Annotated in this window: 16 protein-coding genes; 9 read left to right on the top strand and 7 right to left on the bottom strand. The window is 73.0% G+C overall.

Annotated features, from left to right (window positions below):
• Positions 1–16 precede the first annotated feature (16 nt).
• Both QU602_RS15460 and QU602_RS15455 read right to left on the bottom strand, forming a co-directional pair.
• On the bottom strand, positions 17–3,565 hold the full coding sequence (locus QU602_RS15460; protein WP_308797347.1) for a TM0106 family RecB-like putative nuclease: 3,549 nt from the start codon (positions 3,563–3,565) through the stop codon (positions 17–19).
• A gap of 122 nt (positions 3,566–3,687) precedes the next feature.
• Positions 3,688–4,698 carry a zinc-binding alcohol dehydrogenase family protein gene (locus tag QU602_RS15455; protein WP_308797346.1) on the bottom strand — a complete coding sequence of 337 codons (1,011 nt, stop codon included), beginning with the start codon at positions 4,696–4,698 and terminating at the stop codon, positions 3,688–3,690.
• 209 nt (positions 4,699–4,907) lie between these two features.
• Between QU602_RS15455 and QU602_RS15450 the strand changes: the two genes are divergently transcribed.
• Positions 4,908–5,345, top strand: a complete 438-nt coding sequence (locus tag QU602_RS15450; RefSeq protein WP_308797345.1) for an MmcQ/YjbR family DNA-binding protein — start codon at positions 4,908–4,910, stop codon at positions 5,343–5,345.
• Positions 5,346–5,467: 122 nt separating this feature from the next.
• Here the strand turns inward: QU602_RS15450 and QU602_RS15445 are convergent, their stop codons facing one another.
• Positions 5,468–6,280, bottom strand: coding sequence for a TetR family transcriptional regulator C-terminal domain-containing protein (locus QU602_RS15445; protein ID WP_308797344.1), 813 nt, complete (start codon positions 6,278–6,280; stop codon positions 5,468–5,470).
• A 103-nt stretch (positions 6,281–6,383) separates the two neighbouring features.
• Between QU602_RS15445 and QU602_RS15440 the strand changes: the two genes are divergently transcribed.
• From QU602_RS15440 to QU602_RS15430, 3 genes are all read left to right on the top strand, one after another.
• Positions 6,384–7,418 carry an agmatine deiminase family protein gene (locus QU602_RS15440; RefSeq protein WP_308797343.1) on the top strand — a complete coding sequence of 345 codons (1,035 nt, stop codon included), beginning with the start codon at positions 6,384–6,386 and terminating at the stop codon, positions 7,416–7,418.
• On the top strand, positions 7,415–9,217 hold the full coding sequence (locus tag QU602_RS15435; protein WP_373692840.1) for an amidase: 1,803 nt from the start codon (positions 7,415–7,417) through the stop codon (positions 9,215–9,217). Before QU602_RS15440 ends, QU602_RS15435 begins: the two co-directional genes overlap by 4 nt.
• A 171-nt stretch (positions 9,218–9,388) precedes the next feature.
• Positions 9,389–10,144: an SDR family NAD(P)-dependent oxidoreductase gene (locus QU602_RS15430; protein ID WP_308797341.1), complete on the top strand. Its 756-nt coding sequence runs from the start codon at positions 9,389–9,391 to the stop codon at positions 10,142–10,144.
• Positions 10,145–10,304: 160 nt separating this feature from the next.
• Here the strand turns inward: QU602_RS15430 and QU602_RS15425 are convergent, their stop codons facing one another.
• Positions 10,305–12,062 (bottom strand): molybdopterin-dependent oxidoreductase, encoded by a 1,758-nt coding sequence (locus tag QU602_RS15425; protein WP_308797340.1) that lies wholly within the window; start codon positions 12,060–12,062, stop codon positions 10,305–10,307.
• 135 nt (positions 12,063–12,197) lie between these two features.
• Between QU602_RS15425 and QU602_RS15420 the strand changes: the two genes are divergently transcribed.
• Positions 12,198–13,142 (top strand): NADP-dependent oxidoreductase, encoded by a 945-nt coding sequence (locus QU602_RS15420; protein ID WP_308797339.1) that lies wholly within the window; start codon positions 12,198–12,200, stop codon positions 13,140–13,142.
• A gap of 55 nt (positions 13,143–13,197) precedes the next feature.
• Here the strand turns inward: QU602_RS15420 and QU602_RS15415 are convergent, their stop codons facing one another.
• The 3 genes from QU602_RS15415 to QU602_RS15405 form a co-directional block, all read right to left on the bottom strand.
• Complete coding sequence (locus QU602_RS15415) at positions 13,198–13,908, bottom strand: alpha/beta hydrolase family protein (protein WP_308797338.1); 711 nt, start codon at positions 13,906–13,908, stop codon at positions 13,198–13,200.
• 118 nt (positions 13,909–14,026) lie between these two features.
• Positions 14,027–14,866, bottom strand: coding sequence for a tryptophan-rich sensory protein (locus QU602_RS15410; protein WP_308797337.1), 840 nt, complete (start codon positions 14,864–14,866; stop codon positions 14,027–14,029).
• Positions 14,863–15,975 carry a carboxylate-amine ligase gene (locus QU602_RS15405; RefSeq protein WP_308797336.1) on the bottom strand — a complete coding sequence of 371 codons (1,113 nt, stop codon included), beginning with the start codon at positions 15,973–15,975 and terminating at the stop codon, positions 14,863–14,865. The genes QU602_RS15410 and QU602_RS15405 overlap by 4 nt, the downstream gene beginning before the upstream one ends.
• A 187-nt stretch (positions 15,976–16,162) precedes the next feature.
• On the opposite strand from QU602_RS15405, the gene QU602_RS15400 reads away from it, so the two are divergent.
• The 4 genes from QU602_RS15400 (at position 16,163) to QU602_RS15385 (ending at position 21,273) form a co-directional block, all read left to right on the top strand.
• Positions 16,163–16,387, top strand: a complete 225-nt coding sequence (locus tag QU602_RS15400) for a hypothetical protein (protein ID WP_308797335.1) — start codon at positions 16,163–16,165, stop codon at positions 16,385–16,387.
• 111 nt (positions 16,388–16,498) lie between these two features.
• A complete protein-coding gene (locus QU602_RS15395) occupies positions 16,499–18,436 on the top strand; it encodes a sensor histidine kinase (protein ID WP_308797334.1) in 1,938 nt (645 codons plus the stop codon).
• Positions 18,433–20,535 (top strand): histidine kinase, encoded by a 2,103-nt coding sequence (locus tag QU602_RS15390; protein ID WP_308797333.1) that lies wholly within the window; start codon positions 18,433–18,435, stop codon positions 20,533–20,535. Before QU602_RS15395 ends, QU602_RS15390 begins: the two co-directional genes overlap by 4 nt.
• Before the next feature lie 63 nt (positions 20,536–20,598).
• Positions 20,599–21,273 (top strand): response regulator transcription factor, encoded by a 675-nt coding sequence (locus QU602_RS15385; protein WP_308797332.1) that lies wholly within the window; start codon positions 20,599–20,601, stop codon positions 21,271–21,273.
• Positions 21,274–21,467 lie beyond the last annotated feature (194 nt).

The raw sequence follows: 21,467 nt of genomic DNA, 5'->3' as shown, positions 1-21,467 counted from the left end.
CTCCGGCATCGCCCCGTCAGGCCGGCACGGGGGACGGAGTGTCGGCGCCGACGAGCCGGATGAACGCGCTGAGCTGCGCGACGCCGTCGGGGCGGTACGGCAGGGCGTCGAGCAGGCCGGGACTGTAGAGCAGGTAGGCCGCCCACTTCGCGCGCGAGACGGCGACGTTGAGCCGGTTCTTCAGCAGCAGGAACTCGATGCCGCGCGGCGCGGTCGCCGCCGACGACGCGGCGAGCGAGACGATGGCGACCGCAGCCTCTTGGCCCTGGAACTTGTCGACGGTGCCGACCGGCACCTCGGAGTAGCCGGCCCGGTCGAGGGCCTCGCGAACGGTCGTGAGCTGCGCGTTGTACGGCGTGACGACGATGAGGTCGCGCTGCTCGAGCGGGCGTGGTGGGCGGCGGACGATGCCCGCGGGCGTCGCTTCGGCCTCGGACCAGTCCCGCCCGAGCAGCCAGCCGACGAGCTCCACGACGACCGTCGCCTCTTCGGGCGATGCGGTCGCATTGCCCTCGTGCGCGACCGGGATCGCGTGCAGACCGGGCTCGACCCCGTCGAGCCGGCGCCCAGCGGCGATGGGGTGCGAGCGCAACTCGCCCTCGTACGCGAGACGGGACACCGGCGCGGCCACCGCCTCGTGCATGCGACGGGTCTCAGCGAGGAAGACGCCGTACTCGGGCGGCAGCACCTCGTGGCCGTCGGCGACCCAGCCGAGCGCCGACGTGTCGACCGGCTCGGGGTGCAGTGCCTGACTGACCTGGGGCAGCTGCTGGGGGTCGCCGAGCAGCAGGAGGTTGCGCCCCGCCACCGAGACCGCGATGGTCGAGGCCAGTGAGAACTGCCCGGCCTCGTCGATCACGAGCAGGTCGAGCGAGCCGCGCGGCACGCGCTTGACGTTGCAGAAGTCCCACGCGGTACCGCCGATGACGTAGCCGTCGCCGCGTTCGGCGGTGAACCTGGCGAGGTCGTCTTTCTTCGCGAACGCCGTGAAGGGTCGCGTGCCGACCACGCCCGGGTCTTTCACCGCCTTGCCGACCAGGTCGGGGTCGAGCCCGGCGCCGACGACGGCTTCGAGCACGTGCTCGACGACCGCGTGCGACTGCGCGACGACCCCGATGCGCCACCCGTGGTCGGCGACGAGGCGGGCGATCACGTGCGACGCGACGTACGTCTTGCCGGTGCCGGGCGGGCCCTGCACCGCGAGGTACGAGTGTTCGAGCCGCTGCACGGCCCCGAGGACCCGTTCGACATAGTCGTGCGGGTCGGTCGCCCGCTCGAGCGAGGAGCGCACCTCGAGGCGCGGCGGAAGCCGGCGCAGCACATCCATCGCGGGATTCGCGGGAAGCGCTGGGAACGTGGTGGGAATGGGCGCCGCCCACTCGGCGATCGCCAACGTGAGGGCGTCGGTCGACGGCGGCCGGCCGGGACCGACGGCCATCGGCAGGGCCGACCAGGTCTCGCCGGCGGCGCCGCGTTCTTCGACCACGAGGCCCGCATCGGTCACCTCGACGATGGTCGCGTCGATGGCTCGGCGCTGCCCCGGGCGCATCGTGAAGGCCGGAACCGGGGTGTCGGGCTCGTAGAACAGGAACACGCCGGAGCCGACGCTGAACCGCGAGCCCGGCGCGATGCGCCCGGTGAGCAGCAGCTCGCGTCGGGCGTTGTTCCACTGCGGCTCTTCGTGCCACGGCGTGACGATGCCCGAGCGAGCAGGGTCGACGACGAGCACGTCGCGATGGTCTTCCCACGAGTCCGCGGGCTGGTCGGTGCGCAGGAAATGGCTCCACCAGAAGCTCTTGGCCTCGCGGTCGTGATAGTCGATCGCCGCCGACGCGAGAGCGAGCGCCGTCTGGTCGGGCTCGCGGCCGTCGCCGGGCGTCGCGGGGCCCGCGAGCTGCCGCAGGTGCAGCGCGAGCGGGGTCGGCTCGTACACCTTCGTCGCCGCGCGCTCGCGGAGGAACGCCGGCGGCACGGGCTCGACGCCCGCCCGGCGCGCGATGCCGAGCAGCCAGTCGCGCAGGCGCCGCGTCGACACGCAGTCGTACCGGTTGTAGTCGGCGAGGTCGTCGAAGATGCGTTGCGCCTCGCCCCGCTCGGACTCCCGGCCGGACTCGGCGAGCTGCCTGGCCCGCACGTACTCGGTGATCGAGTCCGCGCCCGACTTCACGTCGGCCTCGCGCAACTCGTCGCCCATATAGAGCGGCTCGAGCTTCTTGATCGAGTACGAGCGGCTGCCGACCCGAACCCCGCGCTTCACGATCGGGTAGAGGTCGACGAGCACGCCGTCGGCGAGCAGTTGATCGACGTCGGCCTCGCCCACCCCGTGCCGAGCGGCGATGGACGTCAGATGCGTGCGCTCGTAGCTCGCGTAGTGGTAGATGTGCAGGTCGGGGTGGGTCTGCCGACGCAGCTTCACGAGCTCGAGGAAGCGCAGCAGCGCCTCGCGCTCTTCGGCGAACGAGTGCGCCCACAGCGCGGTGTACTGCTCGCGGTCGTCGACCATGCCCCAGAGGTAGTCGAGGTTCCAGCTCGTCGCATCGCCCTCGGTGTAGAGCGGATCGCCCTCGAAGTCGAAGAAGAGGTCACCGGGGTTCGGCGCCGGAATCGCCGCGAGCGACTCGGCATCGCGCACCTCGACCGGCGGGGGGAGCGGCGGCGAGCCTTCGGGCCGGCGGCCCGACGCCTCGCGCTCGCGCGCCTCGGCGACGAGCTGCAGCCGGGCCTGGGCGCGCAGGTTCTCGAGCGTGGACTCGATGAGATGCGGTACGGGCCCGCTCGAAGCGGCGAGTGCGTCGATCGTCGTGATGCCCGCCTCGGCCAGCGCCTCGCGCTGTGTGACCCTCAGGCTGCCGACGAGCAGCACGTCGCGGTTCGCCTGCACCTCGAGCTCGCAGGTCGGGCAGCGACCGTCGTGCATGTATCGCGGGTCGCCCCACGCGACCGGGCCGTCGTCGGCGACCCGCTCGTCGACGAGCTGCCGGAGCCGGGCGACACGCTGCCGGTACACGGGCGTGATGTCGTCGAGCCGGTGCTCGCTGGACGTGCCGTCGCCGAGCAGCAGCTCGACGGTGTCGTCGAGCGGGATGCCGAGTCGGTCGAGCTGCTCGGCGTACGCCGCGAGCTGCAGCAACGCGGTGACGCGCGCATGACGCGCGAGCTTGGAGTCTTGCACGCGATACCGGCCGTCGGGGCGGCGCACGATGAAGTCGGCGAACCCGATGAACCCATCGGTCGCGAACGTGGCCTGGTAGACGACCGGGACGCCCGCGAGCAGGGCATCGCGCGTCAGCGCGACGGCGGATGCCACGGCCGCGGCATCGCGCACGTTCGGCTGTTCGATCTCGACGACGCCGTCGCCGAACTGCTCGCGGTATCGCGCCAGCACGCGCAGCTCGTGCTCGGTGCCGAGGGTGCCGGCGCGTTCGAGCATTGCGTCGTTCAGCGGCTCGAAGAGCGTGTCGCGGCCGAGTTTCACGTCGAGCTCGCGCAGGAACGCGAACTCGCAGTCGGACGCCTTCTTCAGGTCGCTCGCGCTCGTGACGACGGAACCGTCGAGGAGGAACATCCGGCCCCTTTCGCCTCGCCGCCGACCGACCTGGTCGACGAGACCACGCTAACCGCAGCCGCCGACACTCACGGCCACGGCCTCCACAGGCACCCGCCCGGGGCATCCGCCCGGGGCATCCGCTACCGCGTCAGCACCACCTTGCCGATGCTGCTCCCCGACCCGACGATCCGGTGCGCCTCGCGCACCGACGCCGCGTCGATGCCGACGATCTCGCGCGTGAGCGTGCTCGTCAGCCTCCCCGCCTCGAACATCCCCGCCGCCTCGTCGAGCAGCTCGTGCTGGGCGATCATGTCGGGCGTCTCGAAGACGCCGCGCGTGAACATCGACTCCCAGTGCCAGGCGATGCTCTTCGCCTTCAGCACCCGCAGATCCATGTCGGGGTCCTCGTCGATCGCGACGATCTCACCGAACGGCCGCAGCAGCTCGGCGAACAGCGGCACCCGCCCGGCCGTGCTCGGCGTGAACACCCGGTCCACGCCGCCCGGCGCGACCGAGCGCACGGCCGCGGCGAGGTCGCCGTGGTGGTCGACGACGTGCTGCGCGCCCATGCGGCGCACCCACTCCTGGGACTCGGGCCGCGACGCGGTGCCGATGACCGTCACGCCGGTGCGTGCCCTGGCGAGCTGGGTGAGGATCGAGCCGACCCCGCCGGCCGCCGCGAGCGCGAGCAGCGTGCCGTCGCTCGCCTCGTCCAGCGCGAACCGGTCGAACAGCGACTCCCACGCCGTGATCGTCGTGAGCGGCATCGCCGCGGCCTCGGCCATCGAGAGGTTCGCGGGCTTCCGGCCGACGAGCCGCTCGTCGACCGCGTGGTATTCGGCGTTCGTGCCCTGCCGGGTGTTGACGCCCGCGTAGTACACCTCATCGCCGGGCGCGAAGAGCGTCACCTCGGAGCCGACCGCGACGACCGTGCCCGCCGCGTCGTACCCGAGCACGATGCGCGGGTCGTCGGCGCCGCGGCGGGCCCGCATCTTGAGGTCGACGGGGTTCACTGAGACCGCGGCGACCTCCACGAGCACATCGTGCGGCCGGAGCTCGGGCAGCGGCAGCTCGACGTCGACGAGCGCGCGCTCGTCGTCGAGGGGGACGGATCCGGTCGCCGCGACGGCGGTCATGGTGGCGGGCAGCATGTCTCTATCATCGCGAACGCGACGGCCCGCGCGAGCGCGGCGCGAGCGAACGCGGACGTCCCGCGAGAACGCGACGGGACGTGCGAACGCGTCGTGACGCGTCAGCGCGTCGGCATGTGCGGCCCGCGACGGCATGTGCCGGCACGCGTCGGCATGTGCGGCCCGCGACGGCATTGTCGCGATCGCGGTCCGGGCGTAGCGTGACCGGCATGGACGTCGACACCGGCAGCGATGAGGACGGCGCGCGGACGACCGGCGTCGACTGGGACGAGGTGCGCCGCCTGGCGCTGTCGTTCCCCGACACGACCGAGCACGTCAGCTGGGGTGCCGCCCACTGGCGCGTCCACGGCAAGGGATTCGTGTGGGAGCGGCCGCTGCGGCGTAAGGACCTCGAGGAGCTCGGTCTCGCCGAGCAGGACTTCCCGGTGCTCGGCGCCCGGGTCGATGACGAGGCCGTCAAGTTCGCGCTCGTCGAGTCCGACCCCGACGTGTTCTTCACGACCTCGCACTTCGACGGCTGGTCCGCGATCCTCGTGCGCCTCGACCGCATCTCGCGCCGTCGGCTCGGCGAGGTCGTCGCCGACGCGTTCCTGTCGGTCGCGCCGCGCAAGCTCGCCGACGAGTGGCTGCGCGACAACTCCGACTAGCAGCGCGTGCGCCCGCGGGTTCGCGATGGAGGTCGATTTCCGTGATGGAGGTCGGTCTGATCCGACCTCCAGTGCGAACATCGACCTCCAACGCGCGGTGAAGGTCAGGGCGAGCGGATGCCTCAGCGCAGAGCGCCGCGCTCGAGTCCGAGCATGCCCTCGAGGGCGTGCGTGAGCAGCACGCTGCGTCCCTCGCCCCAGCGCACGAGCGCTTGCGCGTTGAGCCCGTCGATCATGCCGAGCAGCTGCCAGGCGACCGACGCGGGATCGTCGACCTCGAACTCGCCGTCGGCCGCACCCGCCGCGATCAGGTCGTGGAGCACCGCGTGCCAGGCGTCCATCTGCTCGCGCACGGCGGCGGCGAGGGTCTCGTTCCGCCGGCCGATCGCCCACGCTTCGACCCAGACGAGCGTGACGTCGTCGCGGCTGCCGTCGAGGAGCGTATGCACGAGGTGTCCGAGCCGATCGGTCGCGCTCGCGCGCTCGTCCCGATCTCCGGTGAGGACGCGGGACTGTGCCGGCGACGCCGCCGTGTCTGCACTCGCCACGGCACGATCGGCGGCACCGGGCGCGGTCGGGTCGCCGAGAGCCGTCCTCGTGGGCGCCTCGGCGATCTCGCGCAGTTCGGCCGCCACGATCGTGCGGAAGGTCTCGGCGACGAGCTCATCCATGCTCGGGCGGTAGTGCGCGACGAGCGCGGGCGTGACGCCGGCCCGTGCCGCGACCCCGCGCAGGGTCACGGCCGTGAGTCCGTCGGCGAGCGCGAGCGCGCGGGCGGCCTCCGTGATCTCGGCGCGACGCTCCTCGGGCGCCTTGCGCGCCGCACGCCCCTCGGCACGTGGCGCGCGGGGTCGCGAATCGTCGCGTGTCGGCGCGTTCGACGACCATGTGCGACCCCGCTCGGGGGGTCTCGGGTGCTCCTGTTCGCTTGACATCGTCGGTTCAGTCTATGTAGTTTCAGGCCAGTTGTTGATCAGCTGATCAATACGAGCACACGTGGCGCCGAGGCATCCGCGCCCCGACCTCGAGGAGCCGCCCATGGCCTGGCGCATGCCCGCCGAGACCGCCGAGCACGAGCGCACCTGGATGGCGTTCCCGCGGCAGAACGAGACCCTCGGCGACGATGCGGCCTCCGCCGAGCAGGCGTACGAGGCGTGGGCCGAGGTCGCGCACGCCATCGCCGAGTTCGAGCCCGTGACCATGGTCGTGGACCCCACCGAGCGCGACCGCGCCGCTCGCATGCTCGGCAGCCACATCGAACAGGTCGAGGCGCCGCTCGACGACTTCTGGATGCGCGACTTCGGCCCGACCTTCGTCGTCGACGACGAGCGCCCTGGCCTGCTCGGCGCGGTCGACTGGATCTTCAACGGCTGGGGCGCGCCCCGCTGGGCCAGCTGGAAGCACGACCGCGAGATCGCACGCTTCACGGCCGCGCAGGTCGGCGCAGAGGTCGTGAGCTCGATGCTCGTGAACGAGGGCGGCGGCATCCACGTCGATGGCGAGGGCACCGTCCTCGCGACGCGCACCGTGCAGCTCGATCCGGGCCGCAACCCGTACGCCGACGAGGCGCGCGTCGAGGCCGAGTTCGCGCGCACCCTCGGCACGACCCGGACGGTCTGGCTGCCGCGCGGACTCACCCGCGACTACGAGGACTACGGCACGCGCGGGCACGTCGACATCGTCGCCGCCTTCGCGGCGCCCGGCCGGGTGCTGGTGCACGCCCAGCTCGACGCGGCGCACCCCGATTTCGAGGTCTCGCGCGAGGTGCGCGCGGTGCTCGAGTCGCAGACGGATGCCTCGGGGCGCGACTTCGAGCTCATCGAGCTGCCGGCTCCGGCGACCCTGCGCGACGACGAGGGCTTCGTCGATTGGAGCTACGTGAACCATCTCGTGGTGAACGGCGGCGTCATCGTGTGCGGGTTCGGCGAGGCCCAGGCCGATGCCCGGGCCGCGTCGATCCTCGGCGAGGCGTACGGGCGACGGGTCGTGACCGTGGACGCGCGGCCGATGTTCGCCCGCGGCGGCGGCATCCACTGCATCACGCAGCAGCAGCCGGCGGTCGCCGGACGATGAACGAGGGGCGGGCTCCCGACACAGGCGTTCCTTCGTCGGTCCCTCGACCCGTGCAGCGCGGCGGCCACGGGTTCGACGTCGTCGAGGCGTCCATCGCCGAGCTGCGCGACGCACTCGACGCGGGGGAGACGACCGCGGTCGAGCTCGTCGAGGCGTACGTCGCGCGCATCGACGCGTACGACGCCCCTGGCACCGCGACCGCACTGAACGCCGTCGTGGTGCGCAACCCCGACGCGCTCGCCGAAGCGCGCGCCTCAGACGAGCGCCGGGCGCGCGGTGCGAGGCTCGGACCGCTCGACGGCATCCCGTACACCGCCAAGGACAGTTACCTCGTGCGCGGCCTCACGGCGGCAGCGGGCAGCCCGGCGTTCGAGCACCTCGTGGCGCAGCGAGACGCCTTCACCATCGAACGGCTGCGCGCCGCAGGCGCCATCTGCCTCGGCCTCACGAACATGCCGCCCATGGCGAACGGCGGCATGCAGCGCGGGGTGTACGGCCGGGCCGAGAGCCCGTACGCCGCCGAGTACCTGACCGCCGCGTTCGGGTCGGGTTCGTCGAACGGCTCGGGCACCGCGACCGCGGCCAGCTTCGCCGCCTTCGGACTCGGCGAGGAGACCTGGTCGTCGGGTCGCGCGCCGGCCTCGAACAACGCGTTGTGCGCCTACACGCCGTCCCGCGGCGTGATCTCCGTGCGGGGGAACTGGCCGCTCGTGCCGACCATGGACGTCGTGGTGCCGCACACCCGCACCATGGCCGACCTGTTCGAGGTGCTCGACGTGATCGTCGCCGACGACCCCGAGACTCGCGGCGACTTCTGGCGTGCCCAGCCCTGGATCGAGCTGCCGGCCGCGTCGGCGGTGCGGCCCGCGTCCTACCCGGCGCTGGCGGTGACGGATGCCTCGTCGGCGCGCGCCGCGCTCGCCGGGAAGCGGTTCGGGGTGCCGCGCATGTACGTGAACGCCGACCCGGCGGCCGGCACGGCCGAGCCGGGCGGAACCGTCGGCATCGGCGGCGCCACCGGCCAGCGCATCGAGACCCGCGACTCGATCATCGACCTGTGGGAGGCCGCACGCCGCGACCTCGAGGCGGCCGGCGCCGAGGTCGTGCTCGTCGACTTCCCGGCGGTGTCGAACTACGAGGGCGACCGGCCCGGCGCCCCCACGATCGCGACGCGCGGCCTCGTGAGCCCCGAGTACCTGCATCGCGAGATCGTCGACCTGTCGGCGTGGGCGTGGGACGACTTCCTCCGCGCGAACGGCGACCCGGCCCTCGACTCGCTCGCCGATGTCGACGGTGCCAGGATCTTCCCCCACCCCGAGGGCGCCCTGCCCGACCGCTACACGGGCTTCGACGACGACATCGCGGACTACCCTGCTCACGTGCGGCGGCACCCCGTGGCATCCGTCGCCGAGATCCCCGAGCTGGAGGCCGGCCTCCGCGGGCTCGAGCAGACCCGCCGCGTCGACCTCGAGCAGTGGATGGACGAGCTCGGCCTCGATGCCGTGCTCTTCCCCGCCGTCGCCGACGTCGCACCCGCGGACATGGACGTCGACGAGGCATCCGCCGATCTCGGCTGGCGCAACGGGGTCTGGGTGGCGAACGGCAACCTCGTGCCGCGCCACCTCGGCATCCCGACCGTGACCGTGCCCATGGGCACCATGGACGACACCGGCATGCCCGTCGGGCTGACGTTCGCGGGCCGCGCCTACGACGACTCGGCGCTGCTCGCGCTCGCGGCGGCGTTCGAGGCGACCGGCGCCCGCCGCACCGAGCCGCCGCGCACGCCGCGGTTGCCGTGAGGCGCAGGCGCGCGACGCGAGCCTGAACGCATGGCGCCGGGGGGTGGAGCCCGGGGGTGGAGCCGGTGCAAGCCCTGTGCCGCCGTCCACGCGTGAGCCTATGCTGTCGGCGGACGGGTCGACCGGCGAAGGGTTCGGCGGCTCCGTGCCCGCCCGGGGAGGGTGCACATCATGGCCACCTACGACGTCCACGGCCGGTCAGCGATCGTCACGGGCGCGGGGAGCGGCATCGGCCGCTCGATCGCGCTGTTGCTCGCGGCGAACGGTACGGCCGTCCTCGTCAATGATCTGAACCGGGAGCACGCCGACCAGGTCGTCGCCGAGATCACGGAGGCCGGCGGCACCGCCGCGGCCTCACCCGGAGACGCCACGGACACCGGCTGGATCGAGGCATCCGTCGCCGAGGCGAACGCGCTCGCGCCGCTCAAGATCGCGGTGAACAACGCGGGCATCGGCGGGCCCTCTGCGCTGATCGGCGGCTACCCGGACGATGGGTGGCGCAAGGTCATCGACATCAACCTGACGGCGGTGTTCTTGAACATGAAGGCGCAGCTGCCCGCGATCGCGGCGAACGGCGGCGGCGCAGTCGTGAACATGGCGTCGATCCTCGGCAGTGTCGGCTTCGCCAACTCGTCCGCGTACGTCGCCGCGAAGCACGGCGTCGTCGGGCTCACGAAGAACGCGGCGCTCGAGTACGCGGCACAGGGCGTCCGCGTGAACTCGGTCGGCCCGGGCTTCATCAAGACGCCGCTCATCGACGCGAGCCTCGACGCCGACGCTCAGCAGTTCCTGGTCGGCAAGCACCCGATCGGGCGGCTCGGCGAGCCCGATGAGGTCGCCGCGCTGACGGTGTTCCTCGCGAGCGACGCCGCGAGCTTCATCACGGGCAGCTACCACCTCGTCGACGGCGGCTACACGGCGCTCTGAGCCGGGCTCCGCGCGGAGCGGCCGCATCCTCGAAACTCCCTCCTTGCTCAGGAAGTCCTGGGACGCGGACGGCGTGTCGGCCGCCGACACGCCGCTGCGCGGCCGGTTCTTCCTGAGCACGGAGTTCGCAGGGGCACAGGAGGGGTGAACCTGGCGCGGGTCAGCCGACCGAGACCGTGCGCTCGTGCAGGCCGGTCGCGCCGTCGGGGACGACCGGGCGTTCCTCGGCACTCTGCAGCTCGCCGTCGCCGCCGGTCGCGCGCACGCGAAGCCGGTGGCTGCCGCTCGTGGCGTCCCAGTCGTATCGCCACTGCACCCAGGTGTCGGCCGAGATCGGCCGGCTGAGCTCGGCCTCGAGCCACGGGCCGTCGTCGACCTGGACCTCGACGGCCGCGACGCCGGTGTGCGGCTGCCAGGCGACGCCCGCGACGACGACGGGCCCGGCGGTCAGCGGTTGCCCCTGGCGGGGCACGTCGATGCGACTGGACAGCTTGATCGGGCCGCGTTCGCTCCAGCCGCGGTCGGTCCAGTAGGCGGATGCCTCGTCGAAGCGCGTGACCTCGAGCTCCGTGACCCACTTGGTGGCCGATACGTAGCCGTAGAGGCCCGGTACGACCATGCGCACGGGGAAGCCGTGCTCGAGGGGGAGCGGCTCGCCGTTCATGCCGACCGCGAGGATCGCGTTCCGGTCGTCTTCGAGGGCCTCGATCGGGGTGCTCGCGGTGAACCCGTCGAGGCTGCGGCTCAGCACCATGTCCGCGTCGGCGTTCGGGCCGGCCTGTGCGAGCAGCTCGCGGATCGGATGCCCCAGCCACACCGCCGTGCCGATGAGGTCGCCGCCGACCTCGTTGGAGACACAGGTGAGCGTGGTGATGCTCTCGGCCATGGGCAGCGCGAGCAGCTCGTCCCACGTGATCGTGAGCTCGCGCTCGACGAGGCCGTGGATACGCAGGGACCACTCGGCCGGGTCGATCTCGGGCACGCGCAGGGCGGTGTCGATGCGGTAGAAGTCGGCGTTCGGGGTGATCAGCGGCGTGAGCCCGTCGACGTCGAGCTCCGCGCCGGGCGGAACGGTCGCCGACGCGGTCGCGGCGGGCAGCCGCACGGCCTCGCGCACCGCCTGCACGGCCCGGCGCCCCGTCTGCGCGACCGATCCGACGAGCGCCGCCAGCACCCCGACGGCGGCTGCGCCGCCCGCCCACACGAGGAACCGGCGTCGTTCGAGCGGCGTGCCGCCCGAGGCATCCGTCGGCCCTCCGACCGTCGCAGGGTCGACGCGAGGCCTGCCGGACGCAGGTGCGTCGATCGGCGAAGGGGCGACCGGGCCGGACGCCCGCTCGGTCGGTTCGCCCGGCGCTGCGTCACGACGGGCGGCGGGGTCGGCCTGAACCGGTGCGGACTCGGGTGCGGCGGCGAGCGATGCGGTGCGGCCCGCGAGCGCGGCCACCCGGCGTGCGAGCAGCATCACCGCGACCGCACCGGCGAGGCCGGCCGCGGCCGACGGCACGACGGCGAGCGGACCCGAGCCGGCGCGCGTGCCCGCCGCGAGCGCGCCCGCGACTCCGAGCGCGGCGAACACCACGCGACCCCACGGCGGCCATCGCACCTCGAGCAGGCCGGCCCCGGCCGAGAGGAGTGCGAGCACGAGGCCGATGCCGATGAGCAGGGCGAGCTTGTCGGCGGTGCCGAACAGGGCGATCGCCGCGTCCTTCGCCCATGCAGGTGCGAGGTCGACGAGTGCGCCGCCGACGACCACGAACGGGCCCGACTCGGGGGCGACGAGTGCTGCCGCGAGCTCACCGATCCCGGCCGCGAACACCGCGGCGGCGAGCCCGGCGAGCGCCGCGAGCAGCCCGGGCCCAGGTCGGCCGCGCGAGCGCCGGTCGTCTCGCACCTCACCCCGGCCGGACCCCGTCATGCGCTCAGGCTAACCCCGTGGCATCCGCTCGCGCCCCGCGTGCGTTCTCCACAGGGGCGCCGCGGCGAGAACGGCGCCGCGCATCCGATCTAGGCTGGAACGGAAGACCCCACCCGCCCAGACGTCAGGAGTGCGATGCCTCACGCGATCGAGTACGACCGGTTCGGCGGTCCCGAGGTGCTGGAGTTCCGCGAGATCCCGTATGCGACCCCCGCCGACGGCGAGGTCGTCGTCGAGGTGAAGGCCGCAGGCGTGAACCCGATCGACTGGAAGCTGCGCTCGGGTGCCCGCGCGAGCGATCCGATCACCTCGCCGCGACGCGTCGGGTCGGACGCGACGGGCGTGATCTCGGCCGTCGGCGACGGCGTCGACGGGTGGTCGGTCGGCGACGAGGTCATCGTCTCGAGCGCGAAGGGCGGGTACGCGACGGAGATCGCGGTGCCGGCGTCGAAGCTCGCGAGAAAGCCCGAGAGCCTCAGCTTCGAAGAGGCCGCGGCGATCCCTGTGCCGGTCGGCACCGCCTACCAGGCGCTGCGCTCGATGGGCGTCGGCGAGGGCGACACGTTCTTGCTGCACGGCGGTTCGGGCGCGGTCGGCCAGGCGGCGATCCAGCTCGCCCGCCGTGCCGGTGCGACGGTGGTCGCGACCGCGAGCGAGCGCAACCACGACCACCTCCGCGAGCTCGGGGCGATCCCGGTCGCGTACGGCGACGGCCTCGCCGACCGGGTGCGCGAGGCGGCGCCGCAGGGCGTCACGGTGGCGCTCGACGCGGCCGGCACCGACGAGGCCATCGCCGTCTCGAAGGCGCTCGTCGCCGACCACGACCGCGTCGGCACGATCGTGCAGGGCGCGAAGGCCGCCGAGCACGGCATCCGTGCGTGGTCGGGCGGCAATCCCGTGCCGCTCACCGCACAGGAGCTGGAATGGCGTGCCGAGGCCGTGCCGCTCGCCGCGGAGCTCGCGGCACGCGGAGAGTTCCTGCTCGAGGTCGCGCATCGCTACCCCCTGTCGGAGGCCGCCGAAGCGCACCGGCAGAGCCAGACCGGTCACGTGCGCGGCAAGATCGTCCTCATTCCCTGATCCGGGCGGGCCTGCGGCGCCCGTGCCGAGTGCGCGGGCGGGGCATCCGGCCGTCTCAGGCGTGGGTGCGCACGAAGGCGGCGACGCGCGGGGCCAGACCGGCGCCGACCTCGGCCTGCGGGCGCTTCGCGCCCTTCACCTCGAACGAGTGGCCCGCGTTCTCGACCCACTCGAGCTCGGCGTTCGGGCCGATGCGTTGGGCGACCTCGGCGAGTTGCAGGTTCGGCGACGCGAACGGATCGTTCGTGCCCTGGAGGAACAGCATGGGCACCGTGAGGCCGTAGAGGTGCTCGTCGCGGAGCTTCGACGGATTCCCCGGCGGGTGCAGCGGATAGCCGAGGAAGACGAGGCCTGCGACCTCGAGCCCTTCGGCGACCGCCATCGAGGCCATGCGGCCGCCGAACGACTTGCCCGACGCCCAGATCGGCTCGCCGGCGCTGCCGGCGGCGGCGGCGGACTCGTGCGCGGCCGCGACCGCGGCGCGCCACGTCGCGATCGCGACGGGTGGCCGGTCGGGGAACTTGCGCCCCGCCTCGCGGTACGGGAAGTTGAACCGGAGCGTGGCGATCCCCTCGGTGTGGAGGGCGCGGGTGAAGCCCGACATGAACGGATGCTCCATGCCCGCGCCGGCACCGTGCGCGACCAGCACCGTGGCGTCGGCGCCCTCGGGGCGGGCTGCGACCGCGGAGACCGGGGTGCCGTCGACGTCGATCGTGAGTTCGGTCTCGAAGGGGTGCGGCGATGGTGCGCCGGGCGTGTCGGTCATGATCCCATCGTCGCGCACGCGCGGGCGGTGCGAGTCGTCGGGAGGATTCGTCGACACGCCGGGTTCGAGCGCGGACACGCCGGCGTGTCGCGCCGGCGTGCCGACGACTGGTCGCGGGTCATCGGGTGACGGGTCCGAGCCGTCGATCGCGGCCGGTGAGGAACCGGGCGGTGAGGGTCGCGCCGACGATCAGCACGATGCCGATGATGGCGGCGACGCCGGTCGCGACGGAGTATGGTTCGCCGGTGAGGCGGCCGACGGCGACCCACGCGAGGCCCCAGGACGCGGCGAGCATGGGCGCGAGTCCGCCGCGGCTGATCACGCCGAGCACGGCGATGGCGATGGCGGCGACCTCGATCACGATGATGGACCACATCTCGGGGGGAAGGCCCCAGCCGTCGAAGCCGCTCGCGACGAGCGCGGCCGTGACGTTCGCGGCCGTGGCGACCGAGACCCAGCCGAGGTAGAGGCCGATGGTGCCGTCGGTGACGAGTGCGTCGGCCAGGGCGTGCGGCGGGCGGCGGATGCATGTCGCGTACAGCCAGCAGAGCACCGCGAGCAGGACGATGATGACGACCACGCTCAGCCAGAGCAGGCCGGCCTGGATCGAGAGGATCCAGGCCGCGTTCAGGAGCATCGAGGCCGCGATCGGGTAGCCGAGGACGCGGTGCCGCTCGGCGGCGCGGACCGACGGGAAGAACTGCCACACCGCGTAGGCGAGCAGCCCGAGGTAGATGAGGGTCCAGATGGCGAACGCGGGCCCGGCCGGCGCGATCAGCGTCGCGTCGGCGGCCAGTGCGCCGCCCGCGGCTTCGGCGATCGGCGTGCCGCCGGCGGCGCCCGAGCCGATGAAGGCGCCGACGACCGCCAGCACCGCGCTGACGGCGACGACGACGTGGCGCACCGTGTCGGCGGCCGTCGAGGTCGCCAGGGCCGGGGACTCGGCCGCCGAGTTCACGCCGCCCACTCGTTGGTGCCGGTCACCATCGTCGTCTCGAAGAGCCGGCCGAGGCCTTCGCCACCGCCGCGCAGGAACGCGTCGCGCTGCCGCGCGGCACCCGTGCCGAGCTGCGTGAGCCGGGCCACGAGGTCGGCGACGGCGCGCAGGTCGCCCGTGGCCTCGAGCTGCGGGCCGACGAGGTCGAACAGGCGGTCGATGACGTTTCGCGCATCGACGAGGCCCCGCTCGACCGGGTCGTACACCTGCGCCCGCAGGCCGACGTGCGCGGAGTGCAGGATCGCGGCGGACAGCAGCTCGGGCGCGATGTCGGTCTCCTCGATCTCGCGCCCCTCGGTCTCGATGGCGTGGCTCACGAGCGCGCGGCACAGTGCCGCGACGAGCACGGTGTCGTCGGCCGAGAGCTGCGCGTCGGCCATGCGGAACTCGATGGTCGGGAGGTGCTCGGAGAGCCGGAGGTTCCACGCGATGAGCGCGAGGTCGGTCATGCCCCCGATGCCGAGCAGACCCCTGATGCGCCGGTCGTAGTCGCGCGCGTCGAGGAACCGGGGCGGGGAGCCGGCGGTCGGCCACCGGCGGAGCTGCACGGTGCGCCAGCTCTCGTAGCCGGTGTCGTAGCCGCGCCAGAACGGCGAGTTGCCGGTCATGGCCGTCAGCAGCGGCAGCCAGGGGCGCACGGTGTTGAGGGCGACCACGCCGGACTCTCGGTCGGGGATGCCGACGTGGACGTGCAGCCCGCTCATCTGATGGTCGGCGATGAGACCGGCCATGTCGCGCACGATGCGCTGGTAGCGGTCGTGGTGGGTGATCGACGGGAACGGCAGCGAGTCGGGCGGCGTGCCGATGCTCGCGCCCAGCACGCCGAGCTGGGCCGCTTCGCCGGCGACGAGCCGGCGGAAGGCGTTGAGCGCGGGCAGTGCCTCTTCGAGGGTCGTGAAGACGGGGGACGCGTGCTCGATCTGGGATGCGAGGAACTCGCGGTGTGTGAGCGGGCCCCACTCGGGGTCTTCCGACAGGCGCGTGAAGAACCCTTCAGCGACGTCGGCGGGTCTGAGTGTCGCGCGGTCGAGGAAGATGAACTCCTCCTCCACACCGAACGTCGCGTGCATCGGATCCCCCTCGTCGCCCGGTCCGGCGTGCTGCCGCCCTTCATTCGAGCCTGTTCGGACCGGGCAGGGGTGTCAAGCCCTGGCGGGCGGTTCGACCGCTGTGGCATGCGTGACCGTGCGTCCCGATCGCGGGCGGCACGCGGCTGCAATCCGGGCGATGTCGGAGGGCCCGCGTACCGTGATCGCCATGGCCCAGCAGATGCAGTTGAACCGAGACATGGCGAACCACTCCGTGCTCGAAGACCCGTGCCCTCGCTGCGGGTCTGCGACGATCCGAGCGATCGTGTACGGCCCGCTCGACTTCGAGGTCGAAGCTGTCGACGTCGCCGACGCCTTCGACGACGCGCCCATCTTCGACTGCCGCGACTGCGGCTTCGAATGGGGCCTGGCGGTGCGCGACCTGCTGATCTGAGTACGAGCTCGCACGGGCTCGGGAGCACGCGTGACCCGGCCGGTGAGCCGCTCACCCGGCCGGGACATCCGCCTCTGTCGCTGAGCGGTGCCCGCTCGCAATACTGAGCATGTGGGTGCGCTCAGCGATCGTGCGGGCGCCGCGCAGGCTGCGCGGCGCCCCCTGCTGTTCGCGGGGCTCTCGATCGTGGCGCTCGCGTGGATTCCGCTGGCCGCGATGGTCGCCGTCTCGGCGATCGCGTCGATCGAGTGGGCGGGCACCCTCCGGCTGCTGATCACCGCCGTGGTCTACGCACCGGTCGCGGCGATCGCACTCACGCGACGTCGCGCGGCGGTCGCGGTCATCACGGGCGCGCTCGCGGTCACGAGTGCGTGGTTCGCGCTGGCCGTGATCGTCGGTGAGCTTCCCGGTACGCGGCCCGAGATCGACGGGCTGGTGCGCTGGTTCGCGTTCCTCGCCCGGCAGCCCGAGCTCGCCGCGCTCGCGATCCTGCCATGGCTGCTGCTTCGCCGGCGTGACCGGCTGTGGGCGTGGGGCGTCGCCTTCGGGTTCGTGGCCGTCGTCGGCGAGTGCGTGACGTGGGTGCTGTGGTTCGTTGGCGTGCCGACGACCGCCTGGGTCGACCTCCTGCCGCTCCTCGCCGCGCTCGCGAGCTTCGTCGCTGCGGCGATCGCGCTCGCCGGTGAGTGGCGCAGCGGCACCGATCGCGAGCGCCAGGCGCTCACCTGGCTGGCACTCGGGGTGACGCTGTTGCTGCTCAGCTATGTGCGCGTCGTCGTCGAGCTGCCGTCGCCGCTCGCGGTCGTGGCCGATGCGACGTTCGTGCTCGCGCAGGGCCTTCTGCCCACCGCGATCCTCGCGGTGCTCCTCGGCGGGCGCGAGATCGCGTCCGACCGCCGCCTCGCCGGCGGCATCGTGTGGGTGCAGTCGCTCGCGCTGGCGGTCAGTCTGTACCTGGTCGTGAACGAGGCGGGGATCCTGATCGGGATGCCGCAGGCCATCGCCGGAGCGTTCGCCGCGGGGGCGCTGGCGCTGGCGTTCGGCGCGGTGAGCCGGTTCGTTCGCCGGCGCACGGCGCTGCTCTACTTCGGTCCGGGCGCGGATGCCCGGCAGGTGCTCAGCCGGCTCGGCGAACGGCTCGCGGTCGCGGGTGAGGACACCGGCATCCGTGGGATCGCGGAATCCCTGCTCGCGACCTGGCAGCTGTCGTCCGTCACGATCGAGCCGGGCGCCGAGGCCGGGCCGGTGCGAGTGGGCACGCCGGGTCCCGCGCTGATCGCGACGGAGTTACGGGCGGGCGGGCGACCCATCGGGACGATCGAGCTGACCAGCGACGACGCGTCGGTCCTCGAGCATCGGGTGCGCCCGGTGCTCGAGGACCTCGCGGGCCTCATCGCGGTCGCCGTGCTGCTCGCGACCGTCAATCAGGAGGTCGCGGCGACGAGGCGGCGCACGCTCGGCGTGCGCCGGGAAGAGCGGCGGATGCTCCACCGGGAGCTGCACGACGAGCTCGCCCCCGCACTCGCGGGCATCGGGTTCGGCATGGCGGCGGCGAGCCGGCTCATCGAGACCGGCGATCCGGCCGCCGCCGACGCGGTCGCCGAACTGCGGGCACACGTCGCGGTCCGCACCGAGGACGTGCGCCGCCTCGCGCGCACGATGCTGCCGGCCGCGCTAGACGCGGGAGACCTCGACGGTGCGCTGCACGAGCTCGCACAGCGGTTCAGCGGCGACGGTCTCGAGCTCGTGGTGCACTCCGGCGGCACCGATGTGCTGGACGCGGGGGTGCAGGTCGCGCTCTACCTGGCCCTGGCCGAGGCGGTGTCGCGCCTGCGGCGCGAGCCGGGCCTTCAGCGCATCGACATGCGCGTCGGCATCGAGGACGCCCGGGTCGTCGCACGGCTCAGCGCCGTCGGGATCCGCCCGAGCGTCGCCGCCTGGCGCGCCCTGATCGAGGCGACGACGAAGCGCGCCCTCGATGTCGGCGGGGTCGTCACGCCGATGGCCGACGCCCGCGGGCACGCGATCGAGATCGAGGTGCGACGATGACGGCGACGAGCGCGCGGCGTGCGGTCGCGATCGGCGTCTGGGCGGTCTCCTGGGTGTTGGCGCTCGCCTCGCTCGTGATCGCGTGGGCCGCCGCGCTGCCCACCGCTCCGCTGCCCGGTGTGTTCCTGTCGCAGGCGCCGCTCGCGATGCGCGCGAGCTTCGACGACATCGGCGTCACCGTCGCGCTCATCTACGGCCCGGTCGCGGCGCTCATCCTCGCCAGGCGGCCGCACCCGGTCGGCGTCATCCTCGCGATCCATGCCGTGGGCTCGGGGATCGCCGCGTTCGGCGTGCAGTACGGCCTGCTCGGGGCCGAGGTCGAGGGGCTCCCGCTCTGGGGGCTCGCGGCGTTCGCGGCGGGCTGGGGCTTCGTACCGGGCACCTTTATGACGGCCGCGCTGCCGCTGCTCGTCACCAGGCAGCGCGTCCCGCGCTGGCAGCTCGCGCTCGTCATCGTGTGCGCGGCGATCGCGGCGGTCGCGTTCGTGGCGAGCCTCACCCAGCAGAGCGTCCCCGAACCGCAGAACCCGTTCGCGATCGACGACCCCGCCTACCAGGCCGTGCTTCCCGGGCTGTACACCATCCTGTCGTTCGCGGCGGTCGGCATCTCGCTGGTCTCGTGCGGGGTGCTCGTCCAGCGGTGGGCGACGGCCTCCGGCCGCGACCGGGTCGGCCTTGCCTGGCTGACGCTCGGGCATGTCTTCCTCACCGCGTCCTACCTCGCCCTCGTGCTCCCCGAAGGCTTGGCCCTCCCGACGTGGATCGTCGACTTCGGGCTCGTGGCACCCGTGCTCGGTCAGGTGCTCTATCCCGCCGCGATCCTCGTGGTCGTGCTCGGGCAGCGGCTCTGGGGCGTCGAGTTCGTCGTCAGCCGGGTCATTCTCTGGTCGCTGCTCTCGATCAGCGGGGTCATCCTCTATCTCGTGGTGGTGCTCGCCGTCCCTCGGCTGCTGCCGGGCGCCGACGGGGCGTGGCTGCTCGCACCGATCCTCATCGCGGTCGCGGTGCAGCCGATCCGGCGCTGGCTGCAGCGCCGGATCGATCGGCTGATCTACGGCGACGGCGCCGAACCCGCCGTGCTGCTCACCCGCTTGGGCGATCGCATCGGCGAGCTGGAGCCGGGGCCCGCGGGCCTCCGAGAGCTGAGCGACGCGCTGCGCCGGGTACTTCGGCTCGGCTCGGTCGAGGTGCGGTCGGAGTCGTCGGCGATCGTCGAGGTCGCCGGCGCCGCGGGCGGCGACCCGGTGGTCGTCCCGCTCGTGAGTCGCGGACACCTGGTGGGCGAGCTCGTCGTCCGTCCGATCGAGGGGCAGCGCTTCGACCGGCGCACGCTCGCCGTGTTGGACGACGTCGCAGGGCTGGTCGCCGCGGCCGTGCAGCTCGTCGAGTCGAACCTCGTGCTGGAACGCGCCCGCGGCGACCTGGTCGCCAAGCGTGCGGGGGAGCGGCGCGCGCTCCGGCGCGAGCTGCATGACGGGCTCGGTCCGGCGCTGGCGGGGATCGGGTTCGGGCTCGCCGCGGTCGAGAACCTGCTGCCCGCGAACCCCGACCGTGCCGGTGAGCTCCTCGACGAGCTCGCCGGCGACCTCGCGCGCCGCGCGCGCGACGTGCGCGAACTCGCCGGTGAGGTGACGCCCTCGCCCCTCGACGGGGCGACGCTGGCCCAGGCGGTCGATGAGCTCGCGCGCCGTTTCGACTCGGACGGACTGCGCGTCGTGGCCGCGGTCGAGGCGGTCCCGATCCTGCCGGCACCCGTGCAGGACGCGCTGTACTTCATCGCCGCCGAGGCGCTCGCGAACGCCGTGCGGCACGCGCGCGCCACGCGGATCGAGGTCTCGATCGCCGTGCGCGGCGAGGGCCGTTCCGGCGATGGCCGCCCCGGAGACGGCCGCCCCGGCGATCTGGCCGAGGTGCTCGTCGTCGACGACGGCCAGGGTCTGCCCGCCGCGGTGCGACCCGGGGTCGGTCTCGCCTCGATGCGCGAGCGCGCCGAGGAACAGGGCGGCACGTTGTCGATCGAACGGCGCACGCGCGGCACGCTCGTGCGCGCGCTGATCCCGGCGCGACGGGCCGCCCCAGTCGAGGACATGGCGCACTGAGCGCCGGGACACTGGGACAGACAGGATCGAACTGGATACAGTGAGCCGAGTCGGGAGGTCCGGATGACGCAGGAGCGCACCATCACGGTCGTGGTCGTCGACGACCACCCGCTCTTCCGGCGCGGCATCATCTCGCTGCTCGACACCCTCGAGCACGTGCGGGTCGTCGGCGATGCGGCCACCGTCGACGAGGCGATCGACCTCGTCGACGCGACCGAACCCGACGTGGTCCTCATGGACCTCGATCTCGGCGACGGTTCCGGCATCGACGCGACGAAAGCGGTCGTGAAGAAGCATCCGTCGGTCGCGGTGCTCGTGCTCACGATGCTGGGCGACGACCACTCGCTCTTCGCGGCGATGCGCGCGGGCGCGCGCGGGTATCTCCTGAAGATCGCCTCGCCGCGTGAGGTCGAGCGGGCCATCCACGCGGTCGCCGACGGCGAGGTGCTCTTCGGCGCCGACGTCGCGCGGCGTGCGATGGCGTTCCTCGGCGGGGCGTCGCCCGACCAGGCGCCGAAGCCGTTCCCCGAGCTCACCGACCGCGAGACCGAGGTGCTCGACCTCGTCGCGCGCGGGCTCGACAACGGCTCGATCGCGCGCACGCTCGTGCTCACGAACAAGACCGTGCGCAACTACGTGTACGGCATCATCACGAAGCTCGGCGCACCCGATCGCAGCGCGCTCATCGTGATCGCCCGCGAGGCGGGCTTCGGCGCACCGCGCAGCGCCGTCGGCTGACCGCAGGCCCGGGCGGCCTTCGCCGCGCCGTGCGCCGCGAAGGTGTTGGAGTACCGAAAGTGTGATGGAGCTCCCGCCGGACGGGGCTCCGCCACACGTTCGGGTCGCTCGCCCACGTTCGGGCTCCGCCACACGTTCGGGTCGCCCACCCACGTTCGGGCCTTCCAACACACCTGCGCGGGGCGGCACGTCCC

Origin of the sequence: Agromyces protaetiae (assembly GCF_030866785.1) — a bacterium.
Taxonomy (GTDB): domain Bacteria; phylum Actinomycetota; class Actinomycetes; order Actinomycetales; family Microbacteriaceae; genus Agromyces; species Agromyces silvae.
This window is presented reverse-complemented; position numbering and strand designations above follow the sequence as displayed.